Raw genomic sequence first — 20,270 nt, forward strand, 5'->3', positions numbered from 1 at the left:
CACCTAAGTAGAGTTCGCTAAGATGAGCTAGCAAAATGACAACTGTCCTTTGGTTGGCACTTACCGGTCCACTACCACCCAAGGGATTCTCCGGAAGCAAGTCCGGCCGGCTTTCTTAAGGTATAAGCTGGTCTCCGTGAAGATGTTGGATTAGTTGAGGGCGACTTAGCCAGCGGCCGCACTATCTCCACTACTAAACCAGTTGCACCCGAAAGACTACTGGCAAATCATCTGTCACTGGAACTCCGCTAATTTCCAGTCCATTGGCTGTCTGTTTCCAAGGGACCGTCGCTTGGCCCAGTTGGCTGACTTGTCGAATAATCCCATTGAACAGCGGTTTATGACTGGCATCATTCACACCTAGTGCAGGCAAGCGGTAGACGCCATCTGCTGTAGGACGCAAGACAGTGGCATAGATGCTGTCCCCATTGACTGTGTAGCGGATATCCTCAGAGGTAAACTCTTTTTTGATTCCATCAGCAAATTGACCTTCGACGATTTGGGTCGGCCCCTCACCATACATTCGCCAGACTTTGGCACCATAGATAGCTTCTCCGTTGACTTGAAGCCATTGTCCCATGGTTTGGAGAATTCTTTCCTCTTCAGAACTGATTGTACCGTCTGATTTCGGACCGACATTTAAAAGCAGGCGCCCGTTTTTGCTGACGATATCCACCAAGTCGCAAAGCAAATCCCGCGGGCTTCGGTAATGATTATTTTTGGTATAGCTCCAAGAATTCAAGGCCATCGCTGTATCTGTTTGCCAAATAAACGGCTTCGTATCAGCAAATTGCCCCCGCTCGATATCCACCACGGCTGTACCAAACATATAACTATCATGTTTATAATTGATCACCACTTCAATGCCCCACTCAGCGGCACGGTTGTAGTAATAGGCGGCGAGTTTTTGCAGATAAGGTTTAACGGCTTGATGCTGAATCCACCAGTCAAAATACAAAATTCGAGGACGGTAGCTATCGATGATTTCGCAACAGCGGGCTAACCAATCTTCCAAAAATTCTGCTGTGGGTGTCGGCTGGGATTGCAAATCATGATGGGCAGCTTCTTTTTCCGCTGGCCAATAAAAATCTCCCCGCTGCATCTCCCCTTGGACATCACTGGCAAACTCTCGCCCATGTCCCATGAAAAACCAATGCTCCACTCGATGGCTCGAGGCTCCCAAAGTCAACCCTTGTTCCACAAGTGCCGCCTTTAATTCCCCCAGAACATCCCGCTGTGGCCCCATCTGTTTGGCATTCCACTGGGAAAGTTCACTGGCATACATCTGAAACCCATCATGATGCTCCGCCACTGGCACGACATACTGCGCCCCGGCATCCTTGAAAAGTTGGGCCCATTTTGCTGGCTGCCACTTTTCCGCCTTGAACAAAGGAATCAAATCCTTGTAGCCAAAAACTTGCTGATCCCCGTAATGTTGCCGATGATAGGCAAATTCCGGTGAGCCTTGGATATACATATTGCGAGAGTACCATTCGCTCCCAAAGGCTGGCACACTATAGACACCCCAGTGAATGAAAATACCAAACTTGCTCTCTTGATACCATTTAGGTGGGGTATATTGTTGCAAGGATTGCCAGTTGTCTTGGTAAGGACCTTGTGCGATGATTGCTGCCACTTGAGCCATTTTTGCTTGTAAATCGTACATGGAAAAGCCTCCTATTTTTGCAAATTGTGATAGCCTTATTCTAGCGGCTATGCTATTTTTACATAAGAGACACAGCGGACGTTTTTAGCAAAATAATGTCGTGATTTGACAACTGGAGGAGCCATGGAACCTTTTGCTTTTTATCCCAAATTAGCTTTTGAGCTAGGTAAATTACAGATTCGCATCTTGCGGGTTAGTGGCGGACCAATTTTTGCGCCCATCCCGCCCCATCGTCACGGGGCTGATCACTTTGAAATTCACTTTTGTGTGGCAGGTTTTGGCTGGGTCGAAACGGCCTCCCAGCGGATTCTTGTAGAAGCAGGCAGCCTTTATATCACTGGTCCGGGGATTACCCACAGTCAGTTTTCCGATCCCCAACAGCCGATGGAAGAATACTGCCTTAATCTTTTGATAACGAGCGAGCCCCCCCCACTTTCCAGCGCTTTGGAGTCGTTAGCAAATTATCAAACGAAGGATTTAGGGAACTTAGAGCCCCACTTTGCGACAGTGGTGACAGAATTACGGGAAATGCCAGCCTTTTTTGAAGAAGCCGTCATCGCCGAAATCCAGCAACTTCTGATTCGACTGTTGCGAGCTTCTGGATCAGAAACCGTGCTGAAGACGGCCCTCTCTACTAACGAGACTTCCTTTGATACCAGCTGGGAACGGGACTTGATGATCGATCAATATTTCTTAGCAGGCACCGGTGAAGCTTCCCTAGCAGATCTTGCAAATCAGCTCCATCTCAGCAGTCGTCAAACCCAACGTCTAATTCGCGATTTGTACGACCAAACCTTCCAAAGTAAGCTGACTGAAGGACGCATGGCCGCTGCCAAGATGCTGTTGCGAGAAACCCATGAGGCCATTTCGCTAATTGCCGATAAACTCGGTTACGCCTCGCTGGAGCATTTCAGCCATTCCTTTAAAAAGCAGTGCCAAGTCGCCCCCAGTGACTATCGAAAAGCCCATCAGCAAGACTAACGGGCTTTTCTAAAACTGTTGTTTCATAGCTAGCTGAGAGCTTGGGAATGACTTTATTCACCAAGCAATTACTCAAAGGACAATTTCTCACCAAATCAACCGAAACTGCAACAAAAAAAACACGATCCCAAAGACCGTGTTTTTTCACTGTACTTCTCATTTTCTCAAAGCTCTTCTAACCCATCTGCATCCAACACCGCTACCTTGAGCCCTTTGCGTGCAATCAAGCCGCGCGTTTCCAATAGTTTGAACTTGCGGGAAAGGGTTTCGGGGGTGGTGCCGAGATAGGCTGCCAATTCCTTCATCTTCATGGGAATTGTCAAACTTGGTGATTCGCTGGCAAGCATCAGATCCGTCAGGTACTTCGCCAAACGCTCCTCGACTTTTTCCATTAAAAGAAACTGGGTCTGTTGTTCGACGGCGGTCATTTTGTCGGCGGTGAGTTCCAAAAGTTTCAGGCTGAGTTGTGGGTATTGCAATAACAAGTCTTGAAAATCGGATTGCTTCAAGACACAGACTTCGGTGGGTTGTAGGGCTTCAGCAAAAAAGTCGTCGTTTTTGGCCCCAAAGAGTTGGCTTTCTCCTTCATAGCCACCAGGAGCCACCACTCGCAATAGCTGTTCCCGCCCGGCTGGGGAAAGTTGGTAGACTTTCAAATTGCCCCGGGCGACGATCACCAGTTGGGGCTCGCCATCTGGAGTCAAAATTTGTTCTCCTTTGGCAAAGCTGCGGTGATGGACCAGCTGATTGATTTTTTGTTGGTCAGCTAGGTCCAAGTGATTAAATAACGGAACCAAGGTGACACAGAGGTGCTCTTGGTGGTTTATTTTCTCTGGATGGTTCTTATGCGATGATGACATTTGAGGCACAATCTTCACAGCCTTCCTGTTTGTTTACTCACTGACTCGACTGGGCCTCATCTGGATCTGGAGGTTAGTCTTCGTCATCTTCTTCTAAGTCTTCCATCACCTCATGGCCTAAATAACGTTGCAAGACGGCGCTTTGGTGCTTCAACCAAGCATACAAGGTTTGCAAAAGTTGCGCCAAGCCAGGCTTTTCTTCCTTTTCGGCGAGGGCCATTCCCCGCGTGACAAAAAGGAGTTGCGTGTTGAAATCCTTCACGGTGTCAAAAATCAAGGTGCTAGTTTCTTCGTATTTTCGCTGGCCACTTTCTTCCAGCATGCTATAGCGGTTGAATTCTTCAGTGGTGGTGGGAATGACTTCTCCTTCATCTAACATCAGTTGGTTCAATTGGTCAAGAAACGCGCTTGCTTCTGTTAAGATTTTTGAAAACTCGCTGGTGATGAAAAAGGCATCTGGTCCTTTGGCGTAATATCGACTTTGCCATAACTTGTTTTCTTGGATTTTGAGATTGCTGATAATATGCCCAATCATCGCCCCAGCAGTCGGGGTATGGTGATCGATTTCTGCTTGGGCTTGTTCGGCTTGATATTTTTCTGCTGGCGTCATTTAAAGACATCTTCTTTCTTGGGGAATAGGTAATGCTGGCATTTGACAGCTACTTAAGATCACAACAACTAGATTGCTTTGACTTTGACAGATTCCACTTCGTAACCGAGGTTTTCGATGACTTCTTTTAGTTTGTCGCCACTGGTTTGGCTGGCATCGATATCGGCTTTGACTTTGCTGGCGTTAAACAAGACTTTGACATTTTCGACTCCGGGTTGTGCTTTGACCCCTGCTTCGATTTTTTGCATGCAGCTTGGGCAAGCCAAGGCACCTAATTGTAAAATTACTTTTTCCATGAGAATTCTTCCTTTCATTTTCTAAACTGGGAAAGCGGGGGATGGGCACCGACGCCTTCTCGATACTTTGATTATAGTTGGTTTGTTTTGAAAAAAACTTGATAGCCGTCAAGATTGGCGTTTTTTCGTTTAATTTTTTACCGGAATGGTCGTCGGGGTGCCTGCCAGAGCTTTTGTCGGGGATGATTTCACCCGGTAGCCAAGCAAGCGCATACCGTTGACTACCACCACCAAAATGCTCAGCTCATGGACTAGCATGCCGCTAGCCATATAGATGTAGCCCACGATCAAGCCAACTAATAAGAACAACACCACCCCCACAGCGATTAAGATATTTTCTTTCATATTTAGGACGGTTTTTTTCGTCAGACCGTATGCTTGGACAAGGTTGGCAAAGCTGGATTGCATCAATACCACATCCGATGTTTCCACAGCCACGTCAGTGCCGTTGCCCATCGCGATCCCGATATCCGCCAAAGCGATGGAGGGACTGTCATTGACTCCATCCCCCACGAAGGCCACCTTGTGTCCTTGGGCTTGTAGCTGGCGGACATAAGCAGATTTGTCTTCTGGCAATAATCCCCCTTGCACCACATCTAGGCCGAGAGTTTTACCGACTAAATCAGCGGTAGCTTGGTTGTCCCCGGTTAACATCACCAATTGCTTGGCCCCCATTTGCCGGAGTTGTTGTAAGGTTTTTGCGGCTTCTGGCCGGATTTGATCTTTGATGCCGATCAAAAGGGCTGGTGCTTCGTCGATGGCGACGAACACCGTGGAATGCCCGCTAGCTTCAAGCGCCGTCAAATCTTGTTGCAAAGCCGCTGTCAACTGGATCTTATGGCTTGCCAAAAGTTTTCCATTGCCTACTAATACCTGATGATTTGCGACATTGGCTGCGATACCTTGACCTTTGATGACTTGCGTCTGACTGACGACCGGATACTCTTTGACTGCGGCATAGTCCAAAATTGCTTGTCCTAGGGGATGGTCACTTTCCCGTTCCACAGCAGCGGCTAAAACCAAGGCTTCTGCGGGAGAGATCTTGCCATAGCTAGTCACCTTAGCCACAGTGGGTTTGCCATCGGTTAAGGTGCCGGTTTTGTCGAACACGAAGGTATCCACCTTGCTAAAGCTGTCCAACACGTCCCCACCTTTGATCAAAATGCCGTGCTTGGCACCATTGCCAATCCCCGCCACACTGGAAACCGGCACGCCAATCACCAACGCTCCTGGGCAACCCAAGACCAAGATGGTGATGGCCAAGCGTAAGTCAGCAGTGATCACTCCCACCACCAAGGCCAGCAACAAAACGGCCGGTGTGTAATATTTGGCAAACTTATCGATAAAACGTTCCGCGCCAGATTTGGCATCTTGGGCTTCTTCTACCAACTCGATGATCTTCCCAAAAGTAGTATCCTCCCCGACTTTTTCCGTGGTAACTTGCAAGGTACCATTTTCCAAAATCGTACCAGCAAATACGCGGTCCCCCACGGTTTTTGCCGCCATTTTCGATTCGCCGGTGACGCTGGCTTCATTCAAATGACCGCTACCACTAGCGATGACACCATCCACCGGTACCTGCGCTCCGGTCTTGACCAGTAGGCGATCTCCGGCGGCCACTTCATCGATTGCCACTTTTTCAAGTTCCCCCTCAGTGCCCACCAAGATGGCCGTAGCGGGTGCCATCTTGGTCAAAGCGCTGATGGCTGAGCGGGTTTTTTCCAAGGTTTTTTGTTCCAATAATGCGCCGAATAAAAACAAAAAGGTCACGATGGCGGATTCGTTGTATTCACCGATGAAAAAGGCCCCTAAAACGGCAATACTGACCAAAAGCTCAATGGAAACCACCTTCACCCGCAAGGCTTGATAGGCTTGTAGCGCAATGGGCACAAAACCCAGGATCGACGCGAGAATCATGGCGCCTTGCCACCCTGCTGACCAGTGAAATCCCCACTGGAAAAGATAAGCGGCTACGATTAGGCCCCCGCTGATGATGGCGAGGTGATTTTTATGTTGCAAAATTTGACGTTGCATTTTCATGACAGTTCCTCTTTTCTCTGCTTTCTGATTGACAAGGTCAGTTTAGCGCCTTTGACCGAAGAAAGAATTGATGGGTATCAAGAAAACGAGCGATGGTGTCAATAAATTGCAAAAACCACCAGCAAATTGTCGAAACAACCTACTGGCAGTTTTATTAATCAATCCTTTCTAGCCATCAACACGTCACGAATCCGAGAATCGGTGAAATCATCAATCACCCCTGCCACCTGTGGGAGTGCAGCTAGCTGAGCCCCGTTGTCATTGGTGGTGATGGCAAAAATCTTGGCCGCAGCGGCATTATGAGCGGCTTGAATACCGGAAAGCGAATCTTCAAAGACGAGACAGTCGCTAGCAGGCACCTGGATTTTCGCCGCAGCAGCCAAGTAATAATCCGGTGCCGGCTTGCTCTGGCGCTCGCCATTGTCATAGACGATTTGCTCATAAGCGAACCATTTTGCCAAGTCGAAACGTTCAAAATAAAAATCCAAATTCCCCTTCCCCGCAGCTGTAGCAATATTGAAAGGAATCTTTTCAGCCTGCAAAAAATCCAGCAATTCCGGTAAGCCCGCGGTCAAATGAGCCTCTTTGGGATGACTACGGACCATATCCCGATAGATATCTTCCTTCTTTTCTCCCCACTGGAGGGCAGCAGCTTTGGTAAAGGGGCGTTCAAACAAGTACTCCAACACCAGACGATTATTTTTACCATGGACATGTTGGTCAAACGCCTCGCGACTAAGTTTCTTGTGAGCTTCCTTTTCAGCAAATGCTAGCCAAGCCGCTTCGTTAAACGTGGAATCTTTAAACATCGTGCCGTTAAAATCGAACAATACACCTTTAATCATAGGTCTCTCTCTCTTTTCCAAAATTACTATCACTCAAGTGTTAGCGATCGCTATTTTCCACGTACGCATTAAATTTTTTGTTGGACATCAAGAATGGAAACCACCAAGAGTCTCGTTACCCAAGGAAACTGCTGCTTTTTCTCCTCGAAGTCAACGCCAGCTTCCACAAATTGGCCCGTTCCTAGGACATGAAACCCAGCTCCTGGGCCGACTGTTCCTTCCACTTCCTTCGATCCAAAAGTCAATAAAACATGGTTGTCCTTCAAAAAATCAGCCTCAATACTGTGCATGCCTGCTGCGGGAATCAAAAGCGTATCTGCTTTGACGGTAATATAAGACGCCCATGTGTTGACTACGTGGGCCGGATTGCCATTGATAGTAACAATCGTAACCGGCCCTTCATGAGCAATAACTTCTAGAAACTTCTCGTTCATAACTGTCCCTCCTTTTTTATTTCTCATTTAGTATACCACCCACTCGACAAATCTTTCCTAAGTAACGTCTATGGGGCGACCACGATTTCGAAAAAATGAGCTCAGATTTTTGATATAGCGATTTATTTGGATTACCCTAATAGCGTTAAGAGGTTCATGGGCAACACTAGACCGGCGAGAGTTAAGGACCACTAGCAAAGAGGAGGATGCAACATGAAAAAAATTCGTTTAGTTCGAGCTTATGACCAGCAAAAGCTGCGAAACACAAAAGGGTATAAGATTTTAGTGGATCGTCTCTGGCCACGGGGGGTGTCCAAAGCCGACTTACCTTATGAATGGTGGCTAAAAGAACTTGCCCCGAGCCACGATTTGCGCTCGTGGTTTAATCATCAAGATGACCGCTATGACAAATTTAAAGAACAGTATCTTGCTGAAATCACTAGCAATCCTTATCGTCCAGCCATACTAGCGTTTTTAACCATCGTCAGCCAAACCCAGGACCTGATTCTCATCTATGGTGCCAAAAATCAAGAACACAATCAAGCGGTTGTCCTCAAAGAATGGCTAGAAAAAAGCCTGATACATTAGCTTTTATAGAGCATAACTATTTATAAGTCATTTCTCTATTAAAAGCGAAGGCACCCTTCAAACAACAAATACAAACAGCCAAACGAACAGGGATGGGAACCTGATTCGTTTGGCTATTTAGGGCTCTGTTAGCGTTGGTGCTCTGTTAGGAATTATCCCTTTTCAGAAGCACCGGAGACCCCATCGATTTTAGGTGGGGCGGCCGTTGTCGTTGCACCAGCGGCAACGGCAACTTTGGCCGGTTTTTCAGAAGCGCCGGAAACAGCATCAGTGGTTACAGCCGAAGTCGTTGGCGCTTTTGTGGAAGCGCCAGAGACACCGTCCACTGGAGTAGCAGGCTGCTCGTTACTGATTGGCGTTCCTTCTGCCGTCAAAAGCTGGTAGCCGGTTTGTTGCAAATACCAGTCGATCCACGGTTGTAAATCTAGGATATATTCATTAATGCCAGCATAGTTACCGGCTTCATCGTGAATCGCTTGGTAATTATGAACGACAAATTGATTGGGCCCATGATTTGGTACATGTACGCGGATGCGGTCTTGGTTGCCGCTGCGTAATTGTTGGATAACCCATTCAACATTTTTGTAGGCTTTGGGTGGGTGACAATTGGCTAAAGGATTCCCGACTTGTCCCGGCTGCCGTTTTGCTAACATGTCCTCAGCTTCGGCATTGTGGTTGTAGTATAAAAACTGATTGTTGCTATCGGCATAAGTGAGTTCCAGCGGCATGGAGTTCAAAAACCAGTTGAGTTGATCGACAGTCAACAATCCTCGATCTAGCTGCACATAGGTGTTGGCAGTGACGGCACCGACTTGTTCAGCGGCTTGTTCAAGCCAATCATCTGCGGCCATCTCGACATTGGCGACCGTCGTTTCGATTTGGCCAGTGGCATGCAAATCTTCTGGTGGCATCTGGTATTCAGGCGTTTCTAGGACAGAAATAATCTGGATAAAGTGACTGAATTTCTCTAAGACACTCCCAAGAAATTGCTGTGTCCCTGCTGATTTTAAGTTGCCCAATTCATCAAAAGCTTCGGTAACTGAGCCTAGCAAAAATTCATTGCCAGGCATCACCACAGCATTGACCCCAGGAGAATCCAAAATTTGCCGCAAATGCAGCTGGGCGCGGGACGTTCCTTGATCATAATAAGATGCTCCGACAATCAAGACTGGTTTGTTTTCAAATGGATGGACTTTAAAGGAAAGCCATTCGATTGCACTTTTTAGCCCGGCCGGAATCGTATGGTTATGCTCGGGGGTAGCGATAATCACACCCTCTGCTTGCATGATTTTACGGGTCAGATTTTGGATAGCCACACTATTGGTCTGGTCCTCATCTTGACTAAACAAAGGCAAATCACGTATTTCTAAAATTTCCAAGTCAAATAAGTGACTGTATTGGCTGGCAATATATTGAAGTAATAAGCGGTTGTAAGAATGTTCTGCATTGGAGCCGACGATGCCGACTAATTTCATATTGATCGCTTCTTTCTTGTTTTTCGTTAGATTGGGAGCCTTTGGTAAGAAGGCAGCAGGCAAGCTTTAGAGGGCTGATCCTTTTTTCCAATCAAAATTGGCGGCAGCCACTTTGTCTGCTTCCAATGTCTCCGTGAGTTGTTTGGTAATGTCTACAAACAGACAGAAATCGTGAAATAATCCCGTTAAACGTTGTACTTGTTCTGCGTCTTGCAATTGGCCCTGGTCATCAAAAGCTGCCAAGGAATGCCCCAATAGAAATTCGGAACTAGGCATGATGCGAGCTTTCAATTCTGGTGCATCCAACATTTGGCGCAAATGTGCTTGCGCCCGGGAGCTTCCCAATGTGCCATAAGAACAGCCGGTAATCATGACTGGCTTGTCGACAAAAGGATAGACGCCATAAGACAACCAGTTCAATACATTCATCAAGGCTGCTGGTGCACTATGGTCATACTCTGGCGTACTAATAATTACCCCATCGGCCTGTTCAATTTTTTCGACTAAAGGTAGGACTGCAGATGGCAAGACCTTATTTTGCGGTTTATTAAACACAGGCAAATTACCAATTTCCACTAATTCGATTTCGGCCTCTGAGGCAAAATGTTGCGCCATATATTGCAAAAGTTTGCGGTTGGTCGAGCCAACGTTGGTCCCGCCAACGATTCCAACAAAATGTTTCATCAATTCCACTTCTTTCTTCATAAATAGGTTGCTTTTTTTGATACCGCAACCTTGGTTTTCCTTTCGTTATAACAACAACGCTGCCACGCCACTCGTTTTGCTTATCTGTAATTCTTTATCGATAACCAGTGCTTCCATATCAGGTAAGGCCTCGACACAGGTCAGAATTTCTGACTTATTTTTGCCAAACAAGCGGGTCGTCCAAATCTCTCCCAAGATTGATTCATGAGAAAGGATTGTCAAACTGATGACATCCGTGGCTTGGGGATAGCCAGTTTGCGGATTTAAAATGTGATGGTACTCACGATCACCGACATGTAAGTGCCGTTCGTAAATGCCTGATGTCACCACCGACCACTGCCCTGTAAATGTTTGGCTAGAGTCAGAAGTCAGACGCAAAAGTGCGAGGGTGTGATTGCGTTGTTTGGTAGGATCTTGAATACCAATGTGCCAACTATTATCCACTTGATTGGGATTTTCCCCATAGACCACCAGATTTCCTCCAAGATTTAGCATCGCCCACGGTACTTGAGCTTGACGTAGCTTTGTCATCAAGCAATCGGCAATATACCCTTTTGCTAACGCGCCAAGATCGATTTTCATCCCCGACTCTTCAAGCAAAACAGCTTTTTTATTGAAATCTAGCTGAATTTTTTGCGGATCAGTCTTACCCAAAAGCTGGGTAATTGCTTGGGGACTAGGGACTTTCGCATCATCAAAGCCAATGCGCCAAGTCTGCACTAAAGGACCAATAGCGATGTTTAACTGACTTCCAGAAGCCAGACTGTGTTTTCGCCCAATGGCTATCAGGTCGAACAATTGGGGATGGATAGGTAGCCACTGGCCTGAACCTGCTAGCTGATTGACTTGCGCCAGTTCAGAAGTTGGCGAGTTGGCACTAAACCGTTGTTCTTGCTGTCGTAAATAAGCTTCAGCAGTCTGCAACAAAGGTTCCGCTACACCAACGTTAGCCTTCCCTGTCCCTTTGAGCTCCCAAGTTTCGGGGATTTTCATGGTAATGACAGTCCCCATCATTTGCCATTGGCTTTCCCTCATTTGTCCCATCGATCATTTCGCCTCTATCTTGTGTCCTCTTTCACATTTGCTACGGGCTTATCATATACTTATTGAGAATTATTCTCAATAAGGGAACTCCCTTACTTTTCATTTTTTCGCTACTTGCCAAGTTTTCTGCATAAAAAACACCTCCGCTTCCTTGATAGCTCAAGTCTAAACGGAGGTGGGAACCCATAGTGCTTTGGGATATCTGTTATCCCAGCAGCGGCGCTTTAGGGATTTGCTTCTAAGCGCTTGATCAGCTCTTTCATTTTCTCAATCTCTTCTTCTTGGGTTTCAATGATTTCTTCTGCCAAGGCTTTGACCTCTGGATCAGTCAAATCGGCCCGGCTACTTGTGAGCACAGCGATGGAATGATGGGGAATCATCGCTTTTAACCAGGCGACATCGTCTACGGCCGTCTGGCTGCGCACCATAAACAGCGAGCCACCAAACACCAATAAGCTCGCAACTAAAATGGCTACGTTGGCTTTTTTGTTGGCGTACATTTTCCACATAAACAGCAACATCAAAATCGCCATCGCCGCCCCCATCAACAGAGCCATAAACCCTCTCGTTTGACTGAAATAAAAATGACTCAAGGCATAAAGATTCAAATACATCATGAAAAACATCGCCACCGTCGACACTAAAATCATGACAAAAAACTTGAGGTATTTCTTCATTTTTTGACTCCTCCTTTTTTCTCGCTACCTTTCACCGCTGACGCCACCAACAACTCATTACAACTCTTTCAGGGCCTTTATGGACGATGGTTACCCTACACAAATTCTAGGACAATTGCTTGCCCAGAGACTCATTCAGGCTGCCTTGTGGGATTGCCAGTCCGCTTTTTTTATCGCGAATCACCAGTAAAAAACATCGGCACCCTTAATTAATCCGTGCCTTTTACGAGAACTCTCCCACCAAAAACCAACGACTTCCCTTTACTTCTAACATAAAGGAAACGAAAGAAATCGTCAAATATCCACGATTTTTTTTGATAATAAGCATTTTTCTTTAACTGAACTGCTATTTGGATTACCATTAAATTGGAGAAAAAAAATAAAACAAGGAGTGAGAAAATGAACGATCCAGTTTTAAAAGATCCCCGTAAGTTATATTACGAGGAGCCGTTTCCAAAGCAGGACCAAGAAACTCCAGCCTTGCAAAAAAAGATGAAGCCCGTCCCAGATTGTGGTGAGGAGAGTTATGTTGGTCATGGTCGTTTGGAAAATCGCCAGGTATTGATTACCGGTGGGGATTCGGGGATTGGCCGTGCCGCAGCGATTGCTTATGCCAGAGAAGGAGCCGACGTCGCCATTCAGTTTTATCCCGGTGAAGAGCCGGATGCCCAACAAGTCGCGGAGTATATTGAAGCGGCCGGTCGCAAAGCAGTGCTCTTGCCTTTTGATCTACGAGATGCCACAGCGCCAGCCAAGATGGTGGCCGCAACCGTGGAAGCATTGGGTGGCCTCGATACGTTGGTATTAAATGCTGCCCAACAAATCAGCCAACCTTCCCTAGAAGAGCTGACGATGGAACAAGTCCGAGATACCTTTGACGTCAATATTCTTTCAATGTTTGCGACGGTCAAGGAAGCCTTGCCTCACCTACCAGCAGGTTCGGCTATTGTGACGACAACTTCTGTGCAAGCCTTTAGTCCAAGTGAACATTTACTGGATTACGCAGTGACCAAAGCGGCGATCGCCAATTTCACTGTTGGTTTAGCAAAATCCTTGGCCAAAAAAGGCATCCGGGTCAATGGGGTAGCCCCTGGTCCGATTTGGACTGCGTTGCAATTGGATGAAGGTCAACCAAAAGAGGAGTTGCCTAATTTCGGCCAATCCTCGCTGATGGAACGGGCCGGTCAGCCAGTGGAGCTGGCGCCAGTCTACGTCTTTTTAGCCTCCAATGAAGCGAGCTATGTCACCGCCCAGATTTACGGTGTGACTGGCGGGCAAGCGATTAACTTGTAAGAAAGGACTGACAGCCATGAAAAAGCAAGGAAAAGTCATGATGATTCTCTCATTGGTGGCGACTTTGCTCCCAGTGTTGTTGAAAGTCAAAGAAATTCGGGATAACTATCGCAAACAAGATAGTTAAGGATAACTAATAAAAAGGAGGAAATTATTATGGGTATTATTTGGTCATTGATTGTCGGTGCGATTATTGGTGTGATTGCTGGTGCGATTACCGGAAAAGGCGGGAGCATGGGTTGGATTGCTAACATCATCGCTGGTTTAGTGGGTTCCGCGCTAGGTCAAGCCCTCTTAGGTAGTTGGGGGCCGTCACTCGCAGGTATGGCGTTAGTGCCTTCCATTATCGGAGCGGTTATTTTAGTCGCAGTGGTATCATTTTTCTTAAGTCGTAGCAACTAGCATCTTCCCCATAAACGAATCACCTATTGTCAAAAACGCCCTTAGCCATTGCTCGGCTAGGGGCGTTTTGCGGTCTTCGTTAACCTTTGTCAAAGGAGGTCAGTCGGTGATTTACCGTTTTTTGTCTGGGAGTAGATACGATCTGCCCAACGCAGACAATATCGTCATCTGGAGCTACTCATTTTAGGGCTCGCTTTTTGCAATCACCAAGTCTTCATCGCAAATCTGACCTTGGACTACCAGATTCGTGTCCCCCATCAGATTTAAGGTCGGCCCGGTCACTTCCACCTCCAGCAAGCCTCCCGGTACTGCTAACGCAACCGGCTGGTCAGGCCCACTCGTAGCTAGACCTCGTTGCACCAAGGCGTAAGCCACCGAGCCGGAGCCGGTGCCACAAGCCAAGGTGAAATCCTCCACCCCACGTTCGTAGGTCCGCACCAGTACGGGTTCCTCGCTAGAATCAGGCAGGGCAAAGAAGTTCACGTTGGCGCCTTTTGGTAAACGAGACCAATGGCGCAAGGCCTGGGCTAGTGGTTTCAGCTGGGATAAATCCGCAATCCTAGTCAGTAGCGGCAAATGGACCACTAAATGGGGAATCGCCGGCTCTCCCAGCGCGACGTAATCCACAAAGGCGATGTCTTTCAAAAAGGGCAACTCCCCTGTTTGGGCTAAAGTAGCCACTGGCAAATCGGTCTCATACGCGCTTGGGGGATTGAGTTGCACCTTGTATTTTCGCTGACTCAAGCGCCAGGCTGGCACGAATCCCGCCATGGTTTCGATCACCATGCTTTCGCCGGCAATCTTGTGTTCGTAGGCGTAGCGGGCTAGACAGCGGGCGCCATTGCCACACATTTCCGCCTCGCTGCCATCGGCGTTGAAAAAACGCATCCGCAAATCGGCTTGCCTGGCATCAGTGGGATGATCCACCACCATCAAGGCATCACTGCCCACCGAGATTTTCCGCTGGCAGACCCGGCGCGCGATTTGCTGAAGCTGGCTTTGGCGATAGCCGGTCTGACGATTGTCGATGATGATAAAATCATTACCGGCTCCTTGCATTTTGGAAAATGAAAGCACCATAGGCTACCACCTTTCTGGTAAACATTCGTTTTGCAACATTTGTTCATAGCTTTGGCGTTTGACGATCAACTGGTCCTTCCCGTCTTTGACCAGCACCACGGCAGGGATCGGTAGTTTGTTATAATTTGAGGCCATCGAATACCCGTATGCTCCAGTAGTAAAGGTGGCGAAAAGATCCCCCGCCGCTAGTGGTGCCACCGCCAAATCCTTCACCAAAATATCGGTACTCTCACAGGCTTTTCCGGAAATCGTCACCACCTGAGTCGTGGCACTGTCGGCTTTATTGGCAACCAGACCGGTATAAGCTGCCTGGTAAAGTCCCGGGCGGATGTTGTCGGTCATGCCCCCATCAATGGAGGCATAGGTGCGAATGGTGGGTAACTCTTTGATGCTGCCGATGGTGTGTAAGGTAATCCCCGCTTCCGCCACGATGCTCCGTCCCGGCTCGATGACGATCGTCGGACGGGTCAGTTGGTGTTCGTCACAAAACGCCTCCGTCAACGCCATCAACGGATCCAAGAAATACCTGTAAGGCTGGCGCACATCCCCGTCGACATATTCCACCCCAAAACCGCCGCCATAGTTTAGCTCCCGCAGCTCGTAGGCATAGCGCTTTTTCACCTCTAAGGCCAAATGCAGCGCGACTTTTGCCGCCGCTAAATGGGTGCTATTGTCCGCCAACTGACTACCGATGTGAAAATGAAAGCCCAACAAGTCCACCGCTTCTGAGGCAAGGGCCGCCTCAATCTGTGGGAATAAAATTTCCGGATTAAGGGGAATGCCAAACTTGGAATCCTTTTGGCCGGTGGAGATAAAATCGTGGGTATCGGCCTTGATTTCCGGTGTAATCCGAAAAAGAATCTGAGTCTTCTTCCCTAACTCAGCACAGACTGCTTCAATTAAGGCGAGCTCTTGTAGCCCGTCCACGATGATCCGCCCCACCCCGTAATCAATGGCCATCACCAACTCTTCGCGAGATTTGTTGTTGCCATTAAACTCGATGTGCTCAGGGGGAAAGTCGGCTTGGATGGCGGTGTAGAGCTCGCCGCCGGAAACCACATCCAGCGCCAGCCCTGCTCTTTCCATCAACTTACACATAGCTAGGGTACAAAAGGCTTTACTGGCATAAGCCACCCGCACGTTGTCATATTTATCCAAAAAATCCCGATGCAGCTCTTGGGTCCGGGCTAAAATCCCGTTTTCCGACATGACGTACAAGGGAGTGCCGTATTTTTCTGCCAAGGCTACCGTATCGCAACCATCCCAATAGAGGTGGCCATTTTTAATCGTTTTAACCATTTTTTTCCTCCTCGTTTAAGGCTCCTAGCAAATCGATATAACACTGTAAACCCGCCAAAAGCGCCTTTTCATCAAACTGCATCTGGCCACTGTGTAACGGGGCGGTCCAGCCTTTTTCCTGATTGCGAATCCCGACAAAAAAGAACAGCCCCGGCACCACTTGTTGGTACATAGAGAAGTCTTCTGCCAACAGATAAGGCGGAGTTTCCACATAGCTGTCACCGGCGACTTGCATAAGCTTTGCCACTAGCGGCGGATGATTGTCCACCACCCGGTACATGTGATGAAAGACCACGTTGGCTTGGCAGCCATAGCCGGCAGCCACGCCCTTGGCGATTTCTTCAATCCGCGCCACCATCCTTTCATAGACCTCATCGGAAAAGGCTCGCATCGTGCCTTCGATGGTGACGGCACCGGGGATGATATTCATCGCTTCCCCGCCGTAAATCTTGCCAAAGGTCAGCACGGCATCCTCCAGTGGGGAGAGATTGCGACTGATGATGGTGTGGAGGGCTTGTATCACAGCACTCATGGCCAAAAGCGCATCGAGGCCTTGCTGCGGCTGGGCACCATGGGCACTGCGCCCGGTCACGGTAATCGTGACTTCACCATTGCGGGCCATCATGCCACCGGGTCGACAAGCAATCACCCCTTCTGGAAACTCAGGAAAGACATGAAGCCCGATGATTTCCTCAATAGCCAGCTCAGTAAACAGGCCCGTGTCAATCAGTAACTGGGCCCCACCCGGTCCTTCCTCTGCCGGTTGAAATAGCAAGACGATTCGGCCTTGGCGGGCTTTTCGATGAGTGGCCAAATACTTTGCAAAACCCAAAAGCGTCGCCATATGGCCATCGTGTCCACAAGCATGCATGCGCCCGGCAATCGGTGAGGCAAAGTCCGCCCCAGTTTCTTCAGTCACCGGCAAAGCATCAATATCGCTGCGGTAAGCGAGGGTTTTCCCCGGCTTTTCAGCATCAATCACCACCACTAGCCCTGTTGCTAAGGGTTGGCGAATATCGGTGTAGCCCATGGCTTGCAGTTCTTTTTTCAAATAAGCGGTGGTGGCAAATTCTTCCAAGCCTAATTCTGGCAGTTGATGCAAGTCTCTGCGCCAGCGGATGATTTCTGGTAAATAGGCTAAAATTTCTTGACTGATTTCCATCTTACGCCACCTCTCCCTAACAAAAAATGTGTTTTTTTTCGAAAATTGCTAATATTTCCTCTTATTATATTGTATAATCCTAGTAATATCGAGAATTTTCGGAAAAAAATTCATTTTCAGAATACTTTTCCTGTTTCTATTGAAAAGAAACTCGAAGTTTGCAAAACACAGCAACAATTACGAAAAACCTCTCAGTCAATCGCAGGCTTTGGCCGTGATCGCTGAGCTGATAAAGAAAGGTTGGGGATAGAAGATGGGGATTTTTACAGGAGCAGGCGTGGCCTTGGTCACTCCCATGAACGCCGATGGGACCGTGAATTTTGAACAGTTGCGGGCCTTGGTAGATTGGCATTTGGAGCAAGGAATCGACGCGATCATCGCTTGTGGCACCACCGGCGAGGCTTCCACGTTAAAAGACGAGGAGCACATTGCCGTGATTGAAGCAGTCGTGAAACAAGTTGCCGGACGGATTCCAGTCATTGGTGGCACCGGGTCAAACGATACCCAGCACGGGATTCATCTTTCCATGGAAGCTGAACGTGTAGGCGCCGACGCTCTTTTGGTGGTGACGCCTTATTACAACAAAGCCACCAGCAAAAGTCTGGTGAAACACTACGAAGCCATTTGTGAAAAGGTCTCGATCCCGGTGATTTTGTACTCTGTCGCTAGCCGCACTGGCTTAAACTTGACCCCTGCGATGGTGGCGGAGTTGAAAAAAATACCCAACGTGCAAGGAATCAAAGAAGCTAGTGGCAATATTTCCCAAATCGTGGAAATCTGTCAATTGGCAGATGACAACTTCCAAGTCTACTCCGGTAACGACGATCAAGTCTTGCCCTTGTTATCTGTGGGAGGCAGCGGCGTGATTTCTACCATCGCCAATCTCTTGCCAGCGGAAACTTCCAAGATGGTCCACGATTATTTGGCCGGAGATTTACAAGCGGCCCAAAAGACTCAATTGGCGCAATTGCCACTGATTCACGCCATCTTCACTGAAGTCAATCCGGTGCCAGTCAAAGCCGCTGTGTCCTTGTTAGGCAAGTGTGATTGCCACTATCGCCTGCCCTTGGACGCGCCAGAAGACAGCACCTTAGCGTTATTGAAAAAAGAAATGACAGCTTACGGTCTTTTGTAAGCTACCTTACGCACTTGTGACAGACAGAGCTGAAGGTGATTCCCAGAAGTGGGTTGCCCTTTTTTCCGTCTGTTTACCGAAATCAACTCAGGAGGTCTTCACCCATGAAAAAAATCATCTTAAGCGGGGTGCAGGGGCGGATGGGTCAGGTCTTGCAAGCCCAAATCGCCGCCGATCCGAAGCTAACTGTCGTCGCTGGGATCGATCAACATCCGGAAATTACCGCAGCTTTTCCCGTCTATGCCACCCCTGCTGAGCTGACAGAAGCTGCCGACGTGGTCATCGACTTTTCTCACCACAGTGTCGTCCCCGACTTAGTCAAAGCCTGCGTAGAAAAAAACTTGCCTCTGGTGGTTGCGACAACCGGTCTGGACAACGACACCAAAGCCATGCTGCAAGTCGCCAGTAACGTCATCCCCATCTTTGTTTCCGCCAATATGTCTCTTGGGATCAACGTTTTGATCAAAGCCTTGCAAGCCATCAGCCCCGCCTTGGAAGCTGACTTCAATATGGAAATCGTGGAAAAACACCACAACCAGAAAAAAGACGCCCCCAGCGGTACCGCTTTGCTGCTGGCCGATGCTATCAATGACACCTTGGCTGAACCGAAAACTTATATCTACGGCCGCCACGGCTTGGAGTTGGACAATCCGCTAAGTGAGCTAGGCCTCCACGCGGTGCGGGGAGGCACGATTCCCGGGGAGCACACGGTGATTTACACCGGTCCTGATGAAATCATCGAGTTGAAACACACGGCCTTGTCCCGGGATATCTTTGCCAATGGCGCCTTGAAAGCGGCTGTCTTTTTAGCCGACCAACCCGCCGGCATGTACGATATGCAAGACTTACTCAATCAGGCTTAAGACGCCAATACTATCTAAAAAACTTGGAGGGATGCAGATGCAATTTTCCGATCCTTATGAACTCGCCCGCTATATTAAAAATGCCGAAAAAGCTACTCCCGTCAAAGCGTACCTAAATGGCCAGCTAGCTGAGGCCAAACCGGTACCCGGCGTGAAACTTTTTGGCACTGGCAATTTTTGGTTTGCTATCGGGGATCACTCAGAGCTGACCGAATTTCTCGCTCAAAATGCCCCCCTTATCACCGATTCTTACTTGGAGAATGACCGACGCAACTCCGCCATTCCCCTGCTGGATCTCACTGAAGTGGACGCCCGCATCGAGCCGGGAGCCTTTATTCGCGACCAAGTTTCCATCGGCAAAAACGCCGTCATCATGATGGGGGCCGTCATCAACATTGGTGCAGTCATCGGTGAAGCCTCTATGATTGACATGGGGGCCGTCCTCGGCGCGCGCGCTACCGTCGGCAAAAATGCCCACATCGGTGCCGGTGCAGTCTTGGCTGGCGTTTTGGAGCCCCCTTCAGCAGCTCCTGTCGTGGTGGAAGACGGCGTCCTCATCGGTGCCAATGCCGTCGTCTTGGAAGGCGTCCGGGTCGGGCAAGGTGCGGTGGTCGCAGCCGGCGCAGTCGTCACCCAAGATGTCCCCGCCGGCGCAGTCGTCGCGGGCTCTCCGGCAAAAGTCATCAAGATGAAAGATGAAAAAACCGCTAGTAAGACTGAATTTTTGGATGATTTGCGAGGGTAAAGCTTTCTCAGCAATCGACAGTTACCCCAAATGACAATAGACTTGTTTCAAAATTTACTAGAAAAAAGGT

General features: G+C 48.4%; 21 protein-coding genes. 7 read left to right on the plus strand and 14 right to left on the minus strand.

What is annotated here, in order from left to right:
* Positions 1-193 precede the first annotated feature (193 nt).
* Complete coding sequence (locus tag ACO03U_RS03210) at positions 194-1,666, minus strand: alpha-L-fucosidase (RefSeq protein WP_423104393.1); 1,473 nt, start codon at positions 1,664-1,666, stop codon at positions 194-196.
* A gap of 123 nt (positions 1,667-1,789) precedes the next feature.
* On the opposite strand from ACO03U_RS03210, the gene ACO03U_RS03215 reads away from it, so the two are divergent.
* Positions 1,790-2,647 (plus strand): AraC family transcriptional regulator, encoded by an 858-nt coding sequence (locus ACO03U_RS03215; RefSeq protein WP_204685598.1) that lies wholly within the window; start codon positions 1,790-1,792, stop codon positions 2,645-2,647.
* 164 nt (positions 2,648-2,811) lie between these two features.
* On the opposite strand, the gene ACO03U_RS03220 is transcribed toward ACO03U_RS03215, so the two are convergent.
* The 6 genes from ACO03U_RS03220 to ACO03U_RS03245 form a co-directional block, all read right to left on the minus strand.
* Positions 2,812-3,507: a Crp/Fnr family transcriptional regulator gene (locus ACO03U_RS03220; protein WP_416336778.1), complete on the minus strand. Its 696-nt coding sequence runs from the start codon at positions 3,505-3,507 to the stop codon at positions 2,812-2,814.
* A gap of 73 nt (positions 3,508-3,580) precedes the next feature.
* Positions 3,581-4,117: a ferritin family protein gene (locus ACO03U_RS03225; RefSeq protein ID WP_204685596.1), complete on the minus strand. Its 537-nt coding sequence runs from the start codon at positions 4,115-4,117 to the stop codon at positions 3,581-3,583.
* A gap of 68 nt (positions 4,118-4,185) precedes the next feature.
* The gene (locus ACO03U_RS03230; RefSeq protein WP_204685594.1) at positions 4,186-4,413 is read right to left on the minus strand and encodes a heavy-metal-associated domain-containing protein; all 228 of its coding nucleotides are present in this window, start codon (positions 4,411-4,413) and stop codon (positions 4,186-4,188) included.
* Positions 4,414-4,542: 129 nt separating this feature from the next.
* Positions 4,543-6,453: a heavy metal translocating P-type ATPase gene (locus tag ACO03U_RS03235; protein WP_204685592.1), complete on the minus strand. Its 1,911-nt coding sequence runs from the start codon at positions 6,451-6,453 to the stop codon at positions 4,543-4,545.
* Between the two features lie 158 nt (positions 6,454-6,611).
* A complete protein-coding gene (locus ACO03U_RS03240) occupies positions 6,612-7,298 on the minus strand; it encodes an HAD family hydrolase (protein ID WP_204685590.1) in 687 nt (228 codons plus the stop codon).
* A 68-nt stretch (positions 7,299-7,366) separates the two neighbouring features.
* Positions 7,367-7,732: a pyridoxamine 5'-phosphate oxidase family protein gene (locus tag ACO03U_RS03245; protein ID WP_204685588.1), complete on the minus strand. Its 366-nt coding sequence runs from the start codon at positions 7,730-7,732 to the stop codon at positions 7,367-7,369.
* A 213-nt stretch (positions 7,733-7,945) separates the two neighbouring features.
* Between ACO03U_RS03245 and ACO03U_RS03250 the strand changes: the two genes are divergently transcribed.
* The gene (locus tag ACO03U_RS03250; protein WP_204685587.1) at positions 7,946-8,320 is read left to right on the plus strand and encodes a DUF488 domain-containing protein; all 375 of its coding nucleotides are present in this window, start codon (positions 7,946-7,948) and stop codon (positions 8,318-8,320) included.
* Between the two features lie 152 nt (positions 8,321-8,472).
* Here the strand turns inward: ACO03U_RS03250 and ACO03U_RS03255 are convergent, their stop codons facing one another.
* From ACO03U_RS03255 to ACO03U_RS03270, 4 genes are all read right to left on the minus strand, one after another.
* Positions 8,473-9,795, minus strand: coding sequence for an NAD(P)H-dependent oxidoreductase (locus ACO03U_RS03255; RefSeq protein ID WP_204685586.1), 1,323 nt, complete (start codon positions 9,793-9,795; stop codon positions 8,473-8,475).
* A 66-nt stretch (positions 9,796-9,861) separates the two neighbouring features.
* Positions 9,862-10,479, minus strand: coding sequence for an NADPH-dependent FMN reductase (locus ACO03U_RS03260; RefSeq protein ID WP_204685585.1), 618 nt, complete (start codon positions 10,477-10,479; stop codon positions 9,862-9,864).
* Between the two features lie 66 nt (positions 10,480-10,545).
* Positions 10,546-11,544: an FAD:protein FMN transferase gene (locus ACO03U_RS03265; protein WP_204685584.1), complete on the minus strand. Its 999-nt coding sequence runs from the start codon at positions 11,542-11,544 to the stop codon at positions 10,546-10,548.
* 224 nt (positions 11,545-11,768) lie between these two features.
* A complete protein-coding gene (locus ACO03U_RS03270; RefSeq protein ID WP_204685583.1) occupies positions 11,769-12,221 on the minus strand; it encodes a DUF305 domain-containing protein in 453 nt (150 codons plus the stop codon).
* 399 nt (positions 12,222-12,620) lie between these two features.
* Between ACO03U_RS03270 and ACO03U_RS03275 the strand changes: the two genes are divergently transcribed.
* Positions 12,621-13,514: an SDR family oxidoreductase gene (locus ACO03U_RS03275; protein ID WP_204685582.1), complete on the plus strand. Its 894-nt coding sequence runs from the start codon at positions 12,621-12,623 to the stop codon at positions 13,512-13,514.
* Between the two features lie 156 nt (positions 13,515-13,670).
* A complete protein-coding gene (locus ACO03U_RS03280; protein ID WP_204685581.1) occupies positions 13,671-13,916 on the plus strand; it encodes a GlsB/YeaQ/YmgE family stress response membrane protein in 246 nt (81 codons plus the stop codon).
* A 183-nt stretch (positions 13,917-14,099) separates the two neighbouring features.
* On the opposite strand, the gene dapF is transcribed toward ACO03U_RS03280, so the two are convergent.
* From dapF to ACO03U_RS03295, 3 genes are read right to left on the minus strand one after another with little or no spacing between them, the layout of a single operon-like run.
* Positions 14,100-14,996, minus strand: coding sequence for a diaminopimelate epimerase (dapF, locus tag ACO03U_RS03285; RefSeq protein ID WP_204685579.1), 897 nt, complete (start codon positions 14,994-14,996; stop codon positions 14,100-14,102).
* A gap of 3 nt (positions 14,997-14,999) precedes the next feature.
* Entirely contained in the window at positions 15,000-16,295 is a 1,296-nt protein-coding gene (gene lysA, locus ACO03U_RS03290; protein WP_204685577.1) for a diaminopimelate decarboxylase, read from the minus strand.
* On the minus strand, positions 16,288-17,457 hold the full coding sequence (locus tag ACO03U_RS03295; protein WP_204685575.1) for a M20 metallopeptidase family protein: 1,170 nt from the start codon (positions 17,455-17,457) through the stop codon (positions 16,288-16,290). The genes lysA and ACO03U_RS03295 overlap by 8 nt, the downstream gene beginning before the upstream one ends.
* A gap of 253 nt (positions 17,458-17,710) precedes the next feature.
* On the opposite strand from ACO03U_RS03295, the gene dapA reads away from it, so the two are divergent.
* The 3 genes from dapA (at position 17,711) to dapD (ending at position 20,200) form a co-directional block, all read left to right on the plus strand.
* A complete protein-coding gene (dapA, locus tag ACO03U_RS03300) occupies positions 17,711-18,592 on the plus strand; it encodes a 4-hydroxy-tetrahydrodipicolinate synthase (RefSeq protein ID WP_204685573.1) in 882 nt (293 codons plus the stop codon).
* A 104-nt stretch (positions 18,593-18,696) separates the two neighbouring features.
* Positions 18,697-19,455 carry a 4-hydroxy-tetrahydrodipicolinate reductase gene (gene dapB / locus ACO03U_RS03305; protein WP_204685571.1) on the plus strand — a complete coding sequence of 253 codons (759 nt, stop codon included), beginning with the start codon at positions 18,697-18,699 and terminating at the stop codon, positions 19,453-19,455.
* Positions 19,456-19,492: 37 nt separating this feature from the next.
* A complete protein-coding gene (dapD, locus tag ACO03U_RS03310; RefSeq protein WP_204685569.1) occupies positions 19,493-20,200 on the plus strand; it encodes a 2,3,4,5-tetrahydropyridine-2,6-dicarboxylate N-acetyltransferase in 708 nt (235 codons plus the stop codon).
* Positions 20,201-20,270 lie beyond the last annotated feature (70 nt).

The organism is Enterococcus diestrammenae (genome assembly GCF_049384045.1).
Classification (GTDB): domain Bacteria; phylum Bacillota; class Bacilli; order Lactobacillales; family Enterococcaceae; genus Enterococcus_C; species Enterococcus_C diestrammenae.